This window comes from Streptomyces sp. NPDC026500 (genome assembly GCF_055567635.1).
Window position 1 is genome coordinate 107370 of record NZ_JBVHQB010000003.1, and the last position, 18910, is coordinate 126279.

The window sequence follows — 18910 nt, forward strand, 5'->3', positions numbered from 1 at the left end:
CGCCAGGATGGCCTGGCGTGAGCCGTCGATACTGCTGTGATGACTAGGCGTTTACTGCGGTGCGTACGATTGCACGTTTCAGACCCGCAGCAACCTCAACGACGTTCTCCTTGAAGAATCCCACTCGCATCATGAAGTCTTCCTCCGACGTGAAGAGCGCGGGAAGGGGAACGAGCATTGAGTGGATCATGTGAATGTCGTCAAGACATGCCCGAATGGCAGCCTTCCACGCGGGGGTCTACTGTTACAACCCCCGCGAAGCGCTCGGGCACTTAGATCCATTCACTGGGGCGAATCCACAGGTTCCCGTCACCGGGCCTGATTCTGACGGAATCACCGATCTCCAGATCTCTCATGACAGTGAAGATCTTGTCTAGGGCTACGTTCTTGGCGATGTCTTCGTCAACTTCGACGTCCAGATTCGTCTTTCCCTCGCCGGCTCCCGCGCCAGTCACTTCTCCGATGCCCGCCAACGCCTCATTTAGAGCGTCTTCAACGTCGTCCCGGTCGACCGGAATAGGACCGTCGAACCAAATTTCCACGAAATCCATTGCCACCTCACCGAGATAGGAGTTCATCAAAGAATGCGTCCATCATGTCCACGGATTTCCGTCCACGTGGAGCCTTGGAGAATCCGAGCGCTGGCGATGCAGGACTATTGAGCAAATTCGCACCACGCTGCGCGTATCCTTGCGTGAAGAATTCCTCTGCTCCCTTGTTCGCATCCATGCTCAGCTGGACATCGACGACATGAGGCGTGAGATCCGGGTTCTCCTTGAAAATGTCATGTCCGCGAGCGATTCGACCCTTCATGACCTGCTCGGGGTTGCCCTTGCCCTGGGCGCGTCCAACGTAGCGAACATTGCCCTCTGCGTCCTTTGCCACGTAGGTGATGTAACTCCGTCCGTTGGATGCCGACGGCTTGCTGAGGTCGAGATTGTCGCCAGGCTTCACCCCGAATGTATCGAATAGGTCCGCGTCTTCGTCCACACCGCAGTTGTTGTTGTGGACCAGTACCGGCGTGGCTCCGGCCAGCACATAGTAAGAGTGGAGTTGCTGGACAGTGAGGTTCCAGCGGTTTGCCGCGCCAGGGGTGGTTCGGGTGGCGACGACATAGGCGTGGCCGTTGGTGGCCGTGTTGAGGGCATCGCCGTGGTGAAGTCCACCAGCGGCGACCCAGGTGTGGGTGGTGTCGTTCCAGAAGGGATGGTTGGCGGTGGTGTGGAGGGTGGCGGTGTGGCCGTCCTTCGTTCGGACGGTCAGATCGAGCAGGTCGTGATCGTGGTTGATCCACACGTGCTGGACCGAGCGGGCGCCCTGGTGTTTACCCGTCTTGGAATTCGCGGACTCGACCTTGTCGCCGATCTTGATCTTTCCGATCGCCTTGGTCTTGCCGCCTCCCATCAGCACCTTGGTGTCGGGGGAGAAGCTGCACTTACACCCGGTGCACATGTTCGAGCCGTTACCGCCCGACTTCTTGGGCGCCTTGAGGCCGCCGCCCTCGCCCTCGGCCTCTCCGGCCCTGGAGGCTCCTCCGGCCGACTTCGGCGCGGCGGAGCTGACCGACTTGGCCGCGGAGGAGCCGGCTGCCGCTTCCTCTCCGGCAGAAGCCTCGACTGCGACTGCGCCTCCACCCGCCGCGGCCGCGACGCCGGCGCCCACGAGGGCTGATCCGCCTTCCGCGATCGCGGCGGTGATGCCGCCGGCGACCGCGCCTTCGACGCCGCCCATCGCGGCGCCTTCCAGCATGGCTCCGCCGATGGCTCCGATGCAGGCACCGGCGGTGGCGACGATGCAGACGGCCGCACCGACCACTGCCAGGGCGACGAGAGTTCCGACGATGGCGGTCTTGTGCTTCTTGATGAACTGGCCCGCGGCTCTCTTGGCCTTCTTCAGCTTGCTGCCGAGCGCCTTGCCCGCGTGCACGGCCGCTTTGACGCTGGCGTGGTAGTAGGTCTTCGCTCTCTTGATCGCATGGTGCACGATCTGCCGGGCGCGTTGGTACTTGTGCTTGACGTAGTGGTAGACGGCGGGATAGTGGTCGCGGACGTAGTGGGCGGCCTTGTGGGCGTAGTGCTTGGCCGCGCCGACGATGCCGTGCTTCTTGATCTGGTGGACGACGTTCCTGACGTGCTTGATGCCGGAGTGGATCGCGCGGCGCACGCTGGAGTGGTGCCAGGCCGAGGAGGCCTTCTTCTTGATCTTGTGTCCCACGGACTTGATGGCGCCCATGATCGACCAGTGACCGGTGGGGTCGGTGGCGGTCAGCGGGTTGTCGCTGCCGTAGGCGAAGCGGTCGGCGTCGACCGAGTCGGGGACGGGGTTGAGGCCGACGGTGTCGCGGGAGGCGAACTGGCCGGTGTTGGGGTTGTACCAACGGGCGGCCATGTCGACCTGGCTGGTGTCCGGGTCGGTCCACTCCGACTGGTAGCCCAGGGATCCGACCATGCCCAGCGTGGTGAGGACCTTGCCGAACGGGTCGTAGGTGGTCGAGCCGGTCAGGGCGGTGCCGGAGTCGGTGAACTGGCCCACCACGTCGTCGTGCACGTCGGTCATCGCCAGCACCTTGGTGCCGGAGGAGTTGATGCCGACCAGCGCGCCGCCGGGGTCGCGGCCGTAGGTGGTGCCGCCGTCGGAGGCCAGGTCGTTGCCCATGCCGGTGTAGGTGAAGGTCTGGTTGGAGCCTCCGATGCCGGCGGTGAGCATGCGGCCCAGGCCGTCGTAGGTATACGTCTTCGTTCCGGAGGTCGTCACCCGGTTGAAGGCGTCGGCGGCGGTGGTGGAGGTCTGGCCCCCGTTGGTGGTCGAGCTCAGGGTGCCGCGGGCCGTGTAGCTGTAGGTGCTGTGCCCGTCCGAGGTCAGCTCGTTGCGGGCGTTGTAGGTGTAGGTGTCCGCGCCGACGCGGGTGCGGTTGCCGGCGTTGTCGTAGCCGTAGGTGGCCGTGGTGGTGCCGTTGTTCCAGGAGGCGAGCCGGTCGGCCCAGTCGTAGGTGTAGGTGTTGGTGGCCGCCCCGGCGAATCCGGTGGTGGTCTTGGAGGTCTCGTTGTCGTTCAGGTCGTAGCCGTAGGCGACCGACGCCTCGGTTCCGCCCGCCGGTTTGGTGAGGGTGTCGCCGGTGAGCCGGTGCGCCCAGTCGTACTGCAGGGTGCGGCTGGCCTTGCCGGTGCCGTAGGAGATGGTCGACGGCAGCGACATCGTGTTGTAGCCGACGGTGGCGGTGGACCCGGTGGCCGCGTCGTTGATCGTCTTCAGACGGCCGGCCGTGTCGTAGCCGTAGGCGGACGTGCCCGCCGCGTCGGTGCGCGAGGTCATCTGCCCGTCGCCGCTGTAGGCGAAGGACGAGGCTCCCGACGGTCCGGCCGTGGACAGCAGGTCGCCGCGGTCGTCGTAGGAGAACGTGTCGTCCGTGCCCGGGGCGGCGGCGGAGGTGATGCGTCCGTCGGAGTCGTAGCTGAAGGTGCGGTCCGCGGTCGCCGCCTCGGCGCCGCTGCCGGTCTGCCTGGTCAGGTCACCGGTGGTCGAGTCGTAGGAGTCGACGACGGACACGCCGCCGGGGGACAGTTGCTTCGACACCCGCCCGCCGCCGTCGTAGACGGTGGTGTAGGTCCGGTCCGCGACCGCCGGATAGGTCGGCGTGGACGGTTCGATCTGCGACTCCGGCAGGCCCCACTTGTTGTACGTGGTCAGCCAGTCGTGCCCGGCCACGGGGTTGCCCGAGGCGTCGTAGCCGTTGCCGTCGGTGAACCGGGTGAGATTGCCGACCGCGTCGTAACCGAACGACGTGGTGATCGACTGCCCGGCCGCGACCGGCTGCACCTCCTTGGTCAGCATTCCCGTCGCATCGAGGGTGAAGGTGGTGGTGTGACCGTTGCCGTCCGTGGCGGAGGTCAGGTTCCCCGCCGCGTCGTACTGCGAGGACGTGGTGCGGCGCAGCATCGCGGTGGAGTCGTACTCCGCGGTGCCCACCGAGTTGCCGAAGGCGTCGTAGGTGGTCGTCGCGTAGGTGTTGTCCGGGTTGGTGACCTTGCTCGGCCTGCCGTCGAGGTCGTAGGCGTACTGGGTGGCGTTGTTCGCGCCGTCCACGACCTTGGTCTGCTCACCGACCGCGTTGTAGGTGAACGAGGTGGTCACACCGTTCGGCGACACCGACGAGGACAGCATGGCGCCGGGGCCGTCGTAGTGGTTGACGGCGGTGTACGCGGCCTGCGAGGGCCGCCGCTCGACGTCGGTCGAGGTGAGCTGGTGGCCCAGGTAGTCGTAGGTGGCCTGGGTCACCGCGCCGGTGGGGTCGGTCACCGACAGCAGATCGCCGTCGGTGTCGTAGGTGGAGTGCGACGTGCGTCCGCCCGGCAGGGTCTCGTTCACCTGGTCGCCGAGCTGGTCATAGGTGTAGGAGGTGACCTTGCCCAGCGCGTCGGTCTCGGTGGTGATCTGACCGGCGGCGTTGTACTGCGTGGAGGCCACCGGGGTGATCGCCGTCGAGGAGCCCGGCGGCGTGTACGACGGCAACGTCTGCGAGACCTGCTGGCCCAGCGGGTCGTACGCGGTCGTGACGACGTTGCCGTTCGGGTCCTTGGACTCCGCCACTTCGCCGTAGGTGTTGTAACCGGTGTACGCCACGGGGTGCGAGGCACTCACGCTCGAGGTGCCCGCCGCGGCGTCGACCGTCTCCGCGTTCGCCGTCGGCGCCGTGGTGACCGCGGCGTTCCCGGCCTCGTCGTAGGAGTAGGACGTGACGTTGCCGTTCGCGTCCGCCGCCCAGGTCGGGAGCCCCCGCTTGTCCAGGTGCGCCCGGGTGGTGTGCACGGTCGAGTTCGCCGCGGGAAGCGTTCCGCCGTACAGGCTGGAGGCCTGGGTGGCGGACAGTGCGTCGGAGTAGACCTGGACGTCCGAGATGGAGCCGTTGGCGTACTCGCCCCAGGTGCCCGCGGACAGCTTGCGGGCGATGTCGAAGGTGCTGGTGCCGTTCCAGGGGGTGGTGAAGGCCTTGGTGCCGGCCAGGGCGCCGTTGACGTAGAGGTTGAACTGGCCGGCGGCCGGGTCGTAGACACCGGTCAGGTGGGTCCACTGGCCCACGACGGGGGTGCCGCCATAGGCAGCGGTCCAGGTGGCGTCGGCGGTGTCGCCCGCATGGCCGCCGAAGGCCCAGTTGTTGGCTCCGGAGGAGTAGTAGAGCTGGAAGGCGCTGGTGGAGGTGCCGTTCTGGGAGACGAAGGTGGAGTTGGCCGCCGTGGAGTTGAGCTTGACCCACGCCGACACGGTGTAGCCGGTGGCGGTGTCCACGACGGGACTTGCGGTCTCGGCGTAGGACGTGGAGGTGCCGTTGAACACGGAGCTGCCGCCGTGGTCGGTGGACCTCGTCACCCCGCTCGCGACGGTTGCGGGGTTGTTCGCTCCGGAGGAGTCGGCCGCGTTGCTGCCCGAGGTCTCGTTGAGCTTCCAACGTCCGACCGGCGCGGTGGTGCCGTCGTGCACCGTGGCCGAAGTGGTGTTGCCGAGTGCGTCGTAGGAGTACGAGGTCGTCTCCGGGGTACCGGAGGCACCGGCGTGCGTGGAGGTGACCACGTGGTCGTCCGGGTCGTACGACACCGTGTCGCTGCGGTTCACACCCGAGGGGTCCAGCGTGGTCTTGGTGGTGCGGGACGCCGCGTCCACCGCGTAGGTGGTCGTGGTCGTTCCGTCGTTGGAGATCTCCTTGGTCAGGTTGCCGGCCGCGTCATAGGTGTTGGCCTGCTGCACGAACGACTTCGGATTGTTCGGGTCCGTCACCGCGTCCGTGCGCGTGACCGTCGCCGGCAGCCCGTTGTCGGTGTAGGTGTAGGACGTGGTGAAGCCCATCGAGTCCGTGACCGAGGCCAGCCGTCCGGCCGGGTCGTAGGCCCGCGAGTCCAGCGTCAGCGTCCGCGCCGTCGACGGGTGGTCCGGGTCGCCGGTGTAGCCGGGCTGCGTGGCGCTGATCTGACGGTTGTCGGCGTCGAAGGTGTAGTCCGTCTCGTTCCCCGACGCGTCGACCTCGGTGACCACGTTTCCGTACACGTCATACGTGTACGTCGTGGTCTGGAGCGTCTTGTCCGAGCCGTCGGCGTTGAACGCCGACACCTGCGACTCGGTGTTCTTCCGGTTGCCCGAGTCGTACGTCCACTCCGTGCGCCGCGGACCGTCACCGCCGGTGAGATCCTTGATCGTCTCGGAGGTGGCGTTGCCGTCGGCGTCGTAGACCGTCGTCGTCTGAGCGGTGTGCGTCGCACCCGTGACACGGTCGGTGACGGCCGGGGCGGTATCGGAAATGACCTGGTCGTCCTTGTCGTACGCGTACGACGTCGTCAGACCCGACGGATAACTGTCCGATGTCTCGGTCTTGGTCCGCCGGCGGCCGATGTTGTCGTAGCCGTACGTCACCGACGCACCATTGGCATCGGTCTGCTTCGCCAGGTCACCGGTGTGGTTGTAGGTGTACGTCGTGGTCGCGCCGCCCGGCGTGATCGTGGACGCCTCCAGGTACGCCGGCGCGTTCCCGCTGTCCGCAGCGGGCGTGGTCGGCGTGGTGTACGTCGTGGTGGCGGTACGGCCGCTGGGGAAACCCGGCACCGGCGGGGTGGTCACCGTCGTCTGGTTGCCGTACGCGTCGTAGGCGTAGCTCGTCAGGTACGTGTTGTCCGTCGGGCCGGAGGAACGCCCGTCCCGCTCGGTCAGCAGCAGGTCGTTACGCGGGTCCGGCGCCGGGTTCGCGGTCGTGTCGTCCGGATAGTAGGTGTAGTAGTCCGTCTCGCACAGGTTCTGCGCCTGGTTCTGGCACGTCGACTTCGACACCACGTTGCCGCGCACATCGTGCCCGGTCGTGGTCGTGTTCCCGTCCGGGTCGGTGGTGGTGTAGAGGAAGCCGGAGGTGTCGTAGCCGTACGTGGTGCGGTTGCCCAGGGCGTCGGTCTGGGAGAGGACCCGGTCGCCGTTGTCGACGTCGTAGCCGTAGGTGATGTACTTCGTCGACCCGTCGGGGGTCGGCACCTGGATCTGCACCGTCCGCACCGGCGCGACACCGGAGGAGGACTTGTACGCCGCCCACTGCTGCGACACCTGAGCGGCGCTCAGGGCCGAGCGGAAGACCGCGACCTCGGCGAGTGATCCGTTCCAGTAGTCGGTCTCGCTCCCCGCCTTCAAGCCGCGTCCGATCTGTAGAGCGCCGGTCGCGGACCACACGTTCGGCCGCGCGATCGTGCCCTGGAGCGTGCCGTTGACGTAGAGCGCGAGCAGCCCGCTCGTGGCGTCGTAGCTGGCCGCGAGGTGGGTCCACTGGCCGGTCGTCGCGATGGCGGTCGAGTACACGGCCTGCGTGGTCAGGTTGCCGCTCGAGGAGTCGGCCGTCGGCACCCGCAGCGCCCACTTGTTCTGGCTCTGCTGGTAACCGAGGTAGAACCCGGCGTGGTACGTGCCGTCCTGGCTGACGGCCGTGTAGTCGCGGGTGGTCGAGCCGAGGTTCACCCAGGCCGAGACGCTGAAGCTCTTGGAGGTGTCGACCTCCGAAGTGCCGGGGCTCGCCCAGGAGCTGGAGGCGTTCGCGAACGAGGCCGCCTTCACGTCGGCGGACCCGAACGGGCCGGTGTCGCCGAGGGTGACGTTGTTGTAGGTGGCGTGGCCGGTGTTGACCTCGTTGGCCGCGGCGGAACCCGAGGTGTCGCTCAGCCGCCAGTAGCCGGAGGGCCTGGCGCCCATCACCGACGAGCGGTAGACCTGCGAGGATCCGGTGACCGTGGGCGGGGCCAGCTTCCAGACGCCGCCGTTGTTGTCCGTCTCCTGGGAGATGGTGTCGTCGACCGCGTTGTACTGCACGGTGTTCTGGGTCTTGCCCGAGGGCAGCGTGATGGTCTGCAGCACCTTCGAGGCCGCCGTTGCAGCCGTGTACTGGTTGGCGATCGTCGTCGCGTTCAGCGGCTGGTTGAAGATCGCCGCCTCGGCCATCAGACCGTTGTAGTGCCCGAGGGTGTCGGCGGGCATGTCGGGCCAGCCATTGGTGTCCACGCCCGCGCCGAAGGTGACGTACGGCTGGTTCCACGACCACAGGCTGCCGGCCATGGTGCCGGTCAGGGCGCCGTCGAGGTACATCGACTGGGTGTTGCCGGCGGAGGTGAGCACCACCTGGTGCCAGGCGTTGTTGTTGACCGTGCTCGCGGACTGGAGCGTGGTGTTGCAGCCCGCGGCCTTCGCGAAGCAGCCGTGCAGCTTGCCGTTGGTGCCGATGTAGATCGCCGGAGTGTTGTACTTGGTGTTGGCGACCGGGTCGGAGTCGGTCAGCGGCTTGTCACCGTAGTAGAACAGCACCCCGCCGGCCTGCGACGTCTTGAACCAGAGCGACACCGACGCGTACGTGCGCGTCGCGCCCGGCGTGGACGGTATCGACAGGTACGAGCTGGTGCCGTTGAACGACGCGGCGTGGCTGCTCGCCAGCGGTCCGGTCGAACCCAGGGTGACATTGTGGTACGTGCCGTTGAGGTTGCCCTCGTTGGTGTCCACGCCGTCGGCGGCCGTCGTGCCGGCCGTCTCACCCATGCGCCAGTAGGCGAACGGGTCCGCGTCCAGCACCGTGGTGCGGTAGTGGTTGCCGTTGGCGTAGCCGTAGGAGGTGCAGTGCGTGGGGTCCGCCGGCGGGCAGACCTTCGTCAGGCTGTCACCGGTGTAGTTGTAGTTCCAGGTCTCGATCGTGCTCGAGTCCCCTGTCGTCGCGGCGTCGGTCGCCACCGTCGCCACATGCGGGGTGGTCGCGCCCGAGGGCGTGGACCAGGTGAAGTTCAGCTTCCGGCCCGAGACCAGCGAGGTGATCGTGGTGAGCTGACCGGAGGTGTAGGCGAAGGTCTCCGCGCGGCCCGCGTAGTCCGTGATCGAGGTGATCGCGTACGCGCCGGTCCTGCCCGTGATCCCCGTCTGGAAGACATAGGCGGTGTCGTCCTTGTCGACCAGCTTGTAGCCGACGGCCGGGGTGGTGGTCGCGGTCAGCGACGCCCAGCGTCCCGGCGGCGGGGTGAAGGAGCCGTCGGCGTTCTTGCCGAAGCCGACCTGCGAGCCGTCGGGGTAGGTGATGTTGACACTCGTCACCGCGCCCGAGGAGTCCTTGACCTCCGTGGCCTCCATGTCCGCGACCGTCGACCAGCCCGCGCCGAACGCGCCGTCCACCCGCGGGTCCAGGGAGTTGTAGTCACGCTCGACCGACAGCGACGGGCCCACCGTCTGCACGTCGGCGTCGGTGTCGGAGGTGGTGTAGTTGCCGACACTGGGATCGAAGTCGTGCCCGTCGGTGTTCTGCGACAGACCCGAGGTCACCACGGGCTGCGGCACCACGGCCGTGAGCTCGCTCTGCGTCCACGGCGAGTAGAGCAGGCTGTCGTAGGTGCGCACCTGCCACAGGTAGGTGCCGCCCCAGGTCATCTTCCCCGAGGGGACGCTCCAGTCACCGCCGCTGATCAGCCCCGAGTCGGAGATCACCGCACCGGTGGAGGCGTCCAGGAGCTGGAACTGGTACTTCAGCGCCGAACCCGGGTAGTTGTCCGAGTCGTACCCGTACGCCACCAGTTCCGGCTTCAGCGTCTGGGTGTTGTAGTTGTCCGGCGGGTACGAGGCGTCGATCTGCGGGGCCACGTTCCCGTTCAGCGTCAGGTCCAGATAAGGCCGGTAGCTGGTGGGGGCGTTGACCGAGTCGAACTGCTTCCAGTGCAGGGCGTCGCTGTTCGTCGAGTACAGCGCGAGACCGTGGTTGCTCACCGTTCCGCCGGCGATGCCGTTGAACCAGGAGCTGTTCAGCGGCACGTTCATCCACGTACCCGTGGACCGCGAACCGCCGGAGTTCGTGCACGCCGCACCCGGGTTGGCGGTCAGCTGTCCCAGCGCGGTGCTGTCCCACGCCGGGCCCGGGTAGGAGGTGACCGCCGAACCCGTCCACGAGGCACTGATCGGCGCGACGGAGAACGGCTCGGCGGTGCAGGTCGCGGCCCAGATGTCGAAGAGGTGCAGGCTCGCCGCCGAAACGGTCTGACCGGTGATCATGCCGGTCAGGCCTGTCAGGTGCAGGAACGAGTTCGCGCTGTGCGTGCCGGAGTCGTAGGACCCGACCTTCAGCACGTCCTCCGTCGAGTGGTCGCCCGCGAGGCCGCTCTCGGCGTACGTGCTGTCGCTCACGGCCAGCGTCGGGTCCACCGTGATCGGCCACACCCGGTTCTTGGCGCCCAGCCACGACCGGTCCGCCGTCATGGTCAGGATCCAGGCGTCGCCGGACCGCGAGAGTCCGTACTCCACCGCCTGCGACCTCGCCGGCTCCCCGGACCTGCGGTTCAGGTGCGAGTCCTGCATGAACGCGTGCGGGATCCGCTCCACCACGGCACCCGACGCGTCGGTGAACTCGACCGATCCCTTGTCGGCGAGCCGCGGCTTCAGACCCTTGGCGTCCAGCTTGAACGACCACGACGTCGGCGCCTTCGCCGAGGACAGGACGATCTTCTCCTTGACGCCGTCCGCCAGCGGTACGAGCTTCAGGTCCGTGTCCGGCAGTACACCGGCGTAGGTGACGGTGCCGTCCGCGTCCGTGACGCCCGGCACGTCCTGCGCGCCATTGAGCGCGTACGCCACCTGGTGCCCGGAATCGGACTCCACCGATGCCAGCCGTGCGTCCCCCGCACCATCGGCGACGTTCACCGCCACGTCGTTGGCCTTCTCCCGCCAACGTCCCGCGGACTTCACCAGCGTGGTGTCGATCGGCTTCCAGGAGCCGTCGGAGGCATGGAAGTTGTGGCGGGAGAAGTACACGCGCTTGGTCGTCGTGCCGTTCGCGTTGTGGAACAGGTCCGTCGACGCCGATGACTTGGCCGCATCACGCTTGCTCGTCGACGCATGGAACCCGTCACGGCCGTTGGCCACGGCCGCGCCCGTGGTCACCGTCTTTTTGCCGTGTCTGTGCCGGGTGTACTCGGGCAGTTCCCCCTTGCCCTTGCCCGGCTTGTGCCCGCGCCCGCCCTTCGCCCGGGTGTGAGCCGCCGACGTGGTGTGCTTGAGCCCGCCGGCCGAACCGCCGAGCTGCTTGGGCAGTTTCAGATGCGGGGAGCGCAGCCAGTCCCACAAACCCGTCACCGACAGCTTCGGCATGCTCAGCGCCGACAGTGTCATCCCCTGCGCCACCGCCTCCTCGGCGGTCGGCGTGAACGACAGGAGGAAACAGACCACCAGCACGACCACGCGCGCCGCCCTGCGGCGGGGTGACCAGGGTGGCGGCTGGGAGGAGCGGCGACGTAGGAAGGGAGACATGGATGATCCTTTGCGGATACGTATCGATCATGAAAGCGACTCGATAGTTCCGTAAACGATCACGCTCTGACCATAGTCAGTTGATCTTCTTACCTGATCCTTATGTTTCGAGTCGGTGGCCGCTCGGTTTTCCCAAAAGGACACACCCGAAACCGAGTTGAACCGACCATTGGCGGTGAATCAGGATCTACCGGTCAGAGAGGTCAGAAGCCCGCGTATGCGGTCCCGTACCTCCGACTGGTCGCCCTCTCCCACCACCGAGACGTTCGCCGATCCCGGTCCGTCCCCCACGACGACGAAGCGCACCTGCTTCTGACGGGGCGCCACCGCACGCGCCGCCTGGACCGGCGTCGTGCCGACAGCCACCACCACCGAACACTGCTCCTGCACGAGGGAGTTGACATACGGCACCACGTTCGCCCGGGTGTCCGGCCCCGTCGCCGGCAGGAAACTCACCCGCACCCTGGTCGAGCGGGAGGCCTCCTGCATGCCGGCCCAAACCGGTGCCGCCGGCGCGCCCGGCACAACTCCGCGACTGTCGGTGAGGAGGCAGGCGTCCACGTCCCGATACACCCGGGCCGTCGGCATCTCGCCTCCGTCGGCGGACGGCCACAAGCAGACTCCCGCCACCACGACGGCGACCATGCCCCCCAGTCCTGCGCCGAGAGCCACCCGACGCCTGCGCAACGCTCCGGGCAAAGCCGACCGAATCAGCCTGAACCGCCGGGATGACCACCGCATGTCTGCACCCTTCAACAAGGCCCTCGGGGCGACCGCCGCCCGCGAAGAGGTGAGCATAAGACAGCCTCTCCACCCCGGAACCTTCGAGAGGTCCCAGGTGAGCGGTTCATTCGCCCAGCATGTGACCCACTGTCTTGTGTCCGGCAACGGCTGGTCACCGACGCGCTCAAGGCGGTGGTCGGCGCCCGGGGTGCCAATGGCCTGTGCGGGGTGGTCTTCCGCGGCGGCGATCGAGAGCCGGTCGCAGACGGGCGGTCGAGATAGTGTGGAGCGGAGGCGATCGGCTGCGGTTACCCACGGGCTCACATGTGGCCTGGCCGCGCGGTGCCGCGGTGCTGCCTCTGGTCGACCATGAGCGCGGGGCGCTGCTGCCGTGCAGAGTGGACATGACGTTCTCGGTCTACAACTACCTGAATCGCGAAAAGGACGCCTGAACGGCGAAAACGCTCCTCAGTGCGGCAGGGGTACGCCCGCCGTGACCCGCCGTGACCCGCCGTTCACCCGCCGCCGTCCGGAACGATCGGGCGGCGGTTTCCGTAACCCGAAGTTTTCAACAAAGTGTTGACGTGGTGTTTCCGAGGGCGTTAGCTGTCCGCAGCCCGTCCAGCACAAGGCCACGGAGGCTTCCCGTGACGTCGAGTACGACATCTGGCGGCCTAGCCCGCTTCAACGCCCTTCAGGAGCGCGCGGCCTTCGCCGTCCTCCACGAGGCGTGCGCCTCCCGCGCGTGGGCCGAGCGACTGCTCGCCGCCCGCCCCTACGCCACCGCCGACGACCTGTACACCGCGAGCGACGCCGCCACGGCCGAACTCACCGCGGCGGACCTCGCGGAGGCGATGGCCGGGCACCCGCCCATCGGGCGGCCGAGGCCCGGCGACCCGACCTCCTCCCGCGAGCAGCGCGGCATGGCCGGTGCCTCCGCGGAGCTCAAGGAGGAGATGCTCGAACTGAACCTGGCCTACCAGGAGAAGTTCGGCCATGTCTTCCTCATCTGCGCCACCGGCCGGACCGGCGAGCAGATGCGTGACGCGGCCAAGGAGCGGATCGGCAACTCGCCCGAGCGGGAGCGGGAGATCGTCCGCGTCGAACTGGGGAAGATCAACCGCATCCGGCTCGGCAATCTCGTACAGGAGGAAGCCGGCGGTCTGGTAAAGGATGAGGCCGCCGGTTCCGTGCAGGGAGAACCCGGCAGCCCCGTACAGGAAGAAGAGGCATGAGCACCGACACCACGGCCTCCGTGTCCACCCACATCCTGGACACCAGCGCGGGCCGCCCCGCCGAGGGCGTCGCCGTCCAACTCGCCGCCCGCGCGGGGCGCGAGGGCGACTGGCGGACGCTCGGCGGTTCCGCGACCGACGCGGACGGCCGGTGCAAGGATCTTCCGGCGCTGCCGGAGGGCACGACCCATGTACGCCTCGACTTCGCGGTCGAGCAGTACTTCGAGTCGCATTCAGCGACACAGCAAGCCGATGCGCAGCAGGACGCCCCCGCGAATCGGGACAGCGAGACGTTCTTCCCCGAGGTGACGATCACCTTCGCCGTCAGGCCGGGCGAGCACTACCACGTACCGCTGCTGCTCAACCCGTTCGGCTACTCCGTTTACCGAGGGAGCTAGCAGACATGACTGACCCATCCCACCGCGGCCACCCTGTACTCCTGGGACAGAACCAGTACGGCAAGGCCGAGAACCGCGTCGTCAAGATCACCCGCGACGGCGACACCCACCACATCAAGGACCTGAACGTGTCCGTCGCGCTGAGCGGCGACATGCAGGAGGTCCACCTCTCAGGCTCCAACGCGAACGTCCTGCCGACGGACACCACCAAGAACACGGTGTACGCGTTCGCCAAGGAGTACGGCATCGAGTCCGCCGAACAGTTCGGCATCCATCTGGCACGGCACTTCGTCACCAGTCAGGAGCCGATCAAGCGGGCGCGCATCCGCATCGAGGAGTACGCCTGGGAGCGGATCGAGGCCTCGGACGCGGGCTCCCGGGTCGTCGGCGCGGACGAGGCCAAGCACTCGTTCGTACGCAAGGGCCAGGAGACGCGCGTCACCCAGATCACCTACGACGGTGAGACGTGGGAGGTCGTCTCGGGCCTGAAGGACCTCGTCGTGATGAACTCGACGAACTCCGAGTTCTGGGGCTACGTCAAGGACAAGTACACGACGCTCCAGGAGGCGTACGACCGCATCCTGGCCACCCAGGTCTCCAGCCGCTGGCGCTTCAACTGGACCGGCGACGAGCAGGAGATGCCCAACTGGGACAAGTCCTACGACCAGGTCAGGAAGCACATGCTCCAGGCCTTCGCGGAGACCTACTCCCTCTCGCTCCAGCAGACCCTGTACCAAATGGGCGCGCGGATCATCGACCACCGCAGCGAGATCGACGAGGTCCGCTTCTCGCTCCCGAACAAGCACCACTTCCTGGTGGACCTGACGCCGTTCGGCCTCGAGAACGACAACGAGGTCTACTTCGCGGCCGACCGTCCGTACGGGCTCATCGAGGGCACCGTCCTGCGCGACGGCTGCGAGCCCCGCATCCCGGTGGACCTCACCAACCTGTAGGACCGCACCCGGCGGTCCGTCCGGACCGCCACCGCGGTACTGCCGCTGTACCCCCGACGCGCGCGCCGGCGTCACGTCCCAGGGGAGAGCGGGGGCATCTGCGCAACGACAGCACCACGGACCCGGTCGTCACCCCGCTCGGCCCCCGGGTCCGTCCGCCAATGGGAAGAACGAGGAACCGCCGTGGCAGTCCAGCGCATCGTCATCGAGAACTGCGCCATCGCGACCGTGGACGCGGGCGACACCGAGTACGCCTCGGGCCACATCGTCGTCGCCGACAACAAAATCGAGTCGGTGGGCGCCGGGAAGGCCCCCGAGAACCTGCAGAACGTGGTCCGCCGCGTCGACGGCACCGGGCATCTGGCCACGCCCGGTCTGGTGAACACCCACCACCACTTCTACCAGTGGATCACCCGCGGCCTCGCCACGGACCACAACCTCTTCGACTGGCTCGTCGCGCTGTACCCGACCTGGGCGCGCATCGACGAGCGGATGGTCTACGCGGCCGCCCAGGGCTCCCTCGCCATGATGGCCCGCGGCGGAGTCACCACGGCCATGGACCACCACTACGTCTTCCCGAAGGGCTCCGGCGACCTGTCCGGCGCCATCATCCGGGCCGCCCGCGAGACCGGTGTCCGCTTCACCCTCGCCCGCGGCTCCATGGACCGCAGCGAGAAGGACGGCGGACTGCCGCCGGACTTCGCCGTCGAGACCCTCGAAGGGGCGCTCGCCGCCACCGAGGCGACGGTCGACGAGCACCACGACGCCTCCTTCGACAGCATGACCCAGGTCGCCGTCGCACCCTGCTCGCCCTTCTCCGTCTCCACCGAACTCATGAAGCAGGGCGCCGAGTTGGCCCGCCGCAAGGGGGTACGGCTGCACACGCACGGTTCGGAGACCGTGGAGGAGGAGCAGTTCTGCAAGGAACTGTTCGGCATGGGTCCGACCGACTACTTCGAGTCGACCGGCTGGCTCGGCGAGGACGTGTGGATGGCGCACTGCGTCCACATGAACGACTCCGACATCGCCGCCTTCGCCCGCACGAAGACGGGAGTCGCGCACTGTCCGTCCTCGAACGCCCGGCTGGCCGCGGGCATCGCCCGGGTCCCCGACATGCTGGCGGCCGGCGTTCCGGTCGGCCTCGGCGTCGACGGCACCGCGTCGAACGAGTCGGGCGAACTCCACACCGAGTTGCGCAACGCCCTGCTCATCAACCGGCTCGGCGCCCACCGCGAGGCCGCCCTGAACGCCCGTCAGGCGCTGCGCCTCGGCACCTACGGAGGGGCCCAGGTCCTCGGCCGCGCGAGCCAGATCGGCTCTTTGGAAGCGGGCAAGCTCGCCGACCTGGTGCTGTGGAAGCTGGACACCCTGGCGCACGCCTCGATCGCCGACCCGGTGACGGCGCTGGTCTTCGGCGCCGCAGCCCCGGTCACCCTCTCGCTCGTGAACGGCAGGCCGGTCGTCGAGGACAGCCACCTGCTGCACGTCGACGAGGACGCCATCGCCCGCTCCACGCGCGATGAGGCACAGCGCCTGGCGCGGATCACCGCGCAGGCCTGACCACCACAGAACTCCGGCCGAGGGGGACGGCCCTCGGCCGGTAGCCGTGGACCCGAGCGGGGTCCACGGCGGCCGTAGCCGGGGCGTGCATGGACGTGCGCGCCCCGGAACGGTCTCCGCCGCGCGGACGCCGTGTCCGCGCGGTGGGCATCGTCCCGGTCCCGCACGACCGCGCATCACCTCCCTGACACCCACGTCGACGGCGACGTGTACCCGACCGGAGGAGCCGCCGTGGCCGCCCAGCCCGAGCCCAGCACCGATGCACGACCAACTGGATCAACGGAAACAACTCAAACAACGGAAACAACCGGGACAGCCGGATCAACCGGATCGACCGAAGCGAGTGGATCGACCGGAGGAACAGGACCCGTCGAGGTAAGTGGATCAACCGCGGCGACGGGATCGCCCGGATCAACCGGCCCGTCGGTGCACCCGGTTGACGAGAGACTGCCCGCGCTGAAGATGGCGGCCAGCGGTCTGCAGCACGTGGCCGCCATGTACGCCGGAGTCGTCGCCCCGCCCCTGATCGTCGGCGCCGCGGTCGGTCTCTCCGCGACCGAACTCACCTTCCTCACCGGCGCCTGCCTGTTCACCGCGGGGCTCGCCACCTTCCTGCAGACCCTCGGCTTCTGGAAGATCGGAGCCCGGCTGCCCTTCGTCAACGGCGTCACGTTCGCCGGCGTCGCCCCGATGACCGCGGTCGTCGCCTCCGCCAAGGAGAAGAGCGACGCCCTGCCGGTCATCTTCGGCGCGGTCGTCGTCGCCGGCGTCCTCGGATTCATCGCGGCCCCCTACTTCAGCAAGGCCGTCCGCTTCTTCCCGCCCGTTGTCACCGGCAGCGTGATCACGCTCATCGGTGTCTCGCTGCTGCCGGTCGCCTTCGGCTGGGCCCAGGGCCCGAACCCCGCGGCGGACGACTACGGTTCACGGACCTACCTGGGACTCGCGGCGGTCACGCTCGTCATCGTCCTGCTGCTGCGCCGCTTCACCCGCGGCTTCGTCAAACAGATCGCGGTCCTGCTCGGGCTGGTCGTCGGCACGCTCGTGGCGATCCCCTTCGGCGTCACGGACTTCGGACCGGTGGCCGACGCGGACGTGGTCGGCTTCCCGACGCCGTTCCACTTCGGCGCCCCGCAGTTCCACCTCGCCGCGATCCTCTCGCTCTGCGTGGTGATGGTCGTCTCGATGACCGAATCGACCGCGGACATGCTGGCGTTGGGCGAGATCGTGGAGCGCCCCGCCGACGAGCGGACCATCGCGGCCGGACTTCGCGCCGACACCCTCGGCTCGGCGCTGAGCCCGCTCTTCAACGGCTTCATGTGCAGCGCCTTCGCCCAGAACATCGGCCTCGTCGCGATGACGAGGATCCGCAGCCGGTACGTCGTCGCCACCGGCGGCGGCTTCCTGGTGCTGATGGGGCTGTGCCCGATGGCCGCGTCGCTGATCGCCGTCGTCCCGCGCCCGGTGCTCGGCGGGGCCGGTGTCGTCCTCTTCGGCTCGGTCGCGGCCAGCGGCATCCAGACGCTGGTCAGGGCGGGCCTGGAGAAGGACAACAACGTGCTGATCGTGGCCGTCTCCCTCGCGGTCGGCATCATCCCGATCACCGCGCCCGGGTTCTACCACGCGTTCCCGGAGACCGTACGGATCGTCCTCGACTCCGGCATCTCGACGGGCTGCGTCGCGGCCGTCGTCCTCAACCTCGTCTTCAACCACCTCGGCGGAGGACGCGAGGACGCGGGCGAGGTGACCCACCCCATGGAGGCGGGCGAGGACCTCAAGGCGGTACCGGCCCACTGACCGGCCGGACCGGAACGGACACACGGGGGGCGCGGTACGAGGAGACGGAGGGCGCGGCACGAGAACCGTGCCGCGCCCTCCGCCGTGCCGCGCCCGTCAGCCGATGTGGTAGCTGTCGCCGTAGACCTTCCAGTCCAGCGGTGTGTTGAGGTTCAGGTTCCGGTTGCGTACGAAGACCCGCTGCTCGGTGTCGACCCGGGTGGTGTCGGAGTGGGCCTCCTCCTGCTTCATGGCCCAGACCCGGGCGTCGAGGAAGGCGTTCAGATACGTCACCTCGTCGCCGCCCTGGGCCGGCGGCCTGGCCTTCGCCAGCGCGCGCCGCCGGATGTTGCTGAAGCTGGTGCTGTCGTCGCCGTCGCCGTGCATCACGATGGCGTCGTAGTACGTGAACTGGCCGAGGACACCGATGCCGTCGGCCTTGCCCTGCCCTACGGCGGGGTTGAAGTAGACGCGGTCGCGCTCGTCGTTCTGGGCCTGCTGGAACGCCGAGTCCTGCGCGGCCCTGCGCCAGTCGGCCGGGAACCCGGGATCCAGGCCCTCGTGGGAGTCGCTGCCGTCGACCGCACGCAGCGCCGGCAGGTACTTGGCCAGCACGTTGCCGGGCTTGCGCTGCGTGTACAGCTCGACGAGGTCGAGCATGTCGTGGGTGCCCGAGCAGAAGCCGATGATCCCGGCGGTGTAGCCGCGCCCGTCGCCGATGTCCTCGATGTACTTGTACTGCGCCTTCCAGTCCAGCGAGGAGTTCTCCGCGCTGGAGACCAGCTTCATGGCGATCTCCTTCTTCGCCGGGTCGTCCAGGCCGACGGCAGCGGCGGTCGCGGTCTGGGTGGCGATCAGGGGGCCTGCCACCAGTGAGGCTCCGATCAGGGTGAGCAGGGTGCGACGCGAAGTGCCTATGTGGGGGGTGTGCACGGTACCTCCGATGGGGGAGTGGTGTTGCCGCGTACTGTTAGGAAAGTTT

Annotated in this window: 9 protein-coding genes; 5 read left to right on the plus strand and 4 right to left on the minus strand. The window is 67.9% G+C overall.

Annotated elements, in window-relative coordinates; genetic code table 11:
* Positions 1-272 precede the first annotated feature (272 nt).
* The 3 genes from ACZ4N5_RS06365 to ACZ4N5_RS06375 form a co-directional block, all read right to left on the minus strand.
* Positions 273-578 carry a hypothetical protein gene (locus tag ACZ4N5_RS06365; protein WP_467755966.1) on the minus strand — a complete coding sequence of 102 codons (306 nt, stop codon included), beginning with the start codon at positions 576-578 and terminating at the stop codon, positions 273-275.
* On the minus strand, positions 559-11283 hold the full coding sequence (locus ACZ4N5_RS06370; protein WP_467755967.1) for a LamG-like jellyroll fold domain-containing protein: 10725 nt from the start codon (positions 11281-11283) through the stop codon (positions 559-561). The genes ACZ4N5_RS06365 and ACZ4N5_RS06370 overlap by 20 nt, the downstream gene beginning before the upstream one ends.
* Positions 11284-11463: 180 nt before the next feature.
* Entirely contained in the window at positions 11464-11928 is a 465-nt protein-coding gene (locus tag ACZ4N5_RS06375) for a type 1 periplasmic-binding domain-containing protein (protein WP_467755968.1), read from the minus strand.
* 725 nt (positions 11929-12653) lie between these two features.
* On the opposite strand from ACZ4N5_RS06375, the gene uraD reads away from it, so the two are divergent.
* From uraD to ACZ4N5_RS06400, 5 genes are all read left to right on the plus strand, one after another.
* Complete coding sequence (gene uraD, locus ACZ4N5_RS06380; RefSeq protein ID WP_467755969.1) at positions 12654-13241, plus strand: 2-oxo-4-hydroxy-4-carboxy-5-ureidoimidazoline decarboxylase; 588 nt, start codon at positions 12654-12656, stop codon at positions 13239-13241.
* A complete protein-coding gene (uraH, locus tag ACZ4N5_RS06385; RefSeq protein ID WP_467755970.1) occupies positions 13238-13639 on the plus strand; it encodes a hydroxyisourate hydrolase in 402 nt (133 codons plus the stop codon). Before uraD ends, uraH begins: the two co-directional genes overlap by 4 nt.
* 5 nt (positions 13640-13644) lie before the next feature.
* Entirely contained in the window at positions 13645-14592 is a 948-nt protein-coding gene (gene pucL / locus ACZ4N5_RS06390; protein ID WP_467755971.1) for a factor-independent urate hydroxylase, read from the plus strand.
* 183 nt (positions 14593-14775) lie between these two features.
* Positions 14776-16152 (plus strand): 8-oxoguanine deaminase, encoded by a 1377-nt coding sequence (locus tag ACZ4N5_RS06395; protein ID WP_467755972.1) that lies wholly within the window; start codon positions 14776-14778, stop codon positions 16150-16152.
* 462 nt (positions 16153-16614) lie between these two features.
* Positions 16615-17949, plus strand: coding sequence for a nucleobase:cation symporter-2 family protein (locus tag ACZ4N5_RS06400; RefSeq protein WP_467756294.1), 1335 nt, complete (start codon positions 16615-16617; stop codon positions 17947-17949).
* A gap of 96 nt (positions 17950-18045) precedes the next feature.
* Here the strand turns inward: ACZ4N5_RS06400 and ACZ4N5_RS06405 are convergent, their stop codons facing one another.
* The gene (locus tag ACZ4N5_RS06405) at positions 18046-18861 is read right to left on the minus strand and encodes a chitosanase (protein ID WP_467755973.1); all 816 of its coding nucleotides are present in this window, start codon (positions 18859-18861) and stop codon (positions 18046-18048) included.
* Positions 18862-18910: the final 49 nt, after the last annotated feature.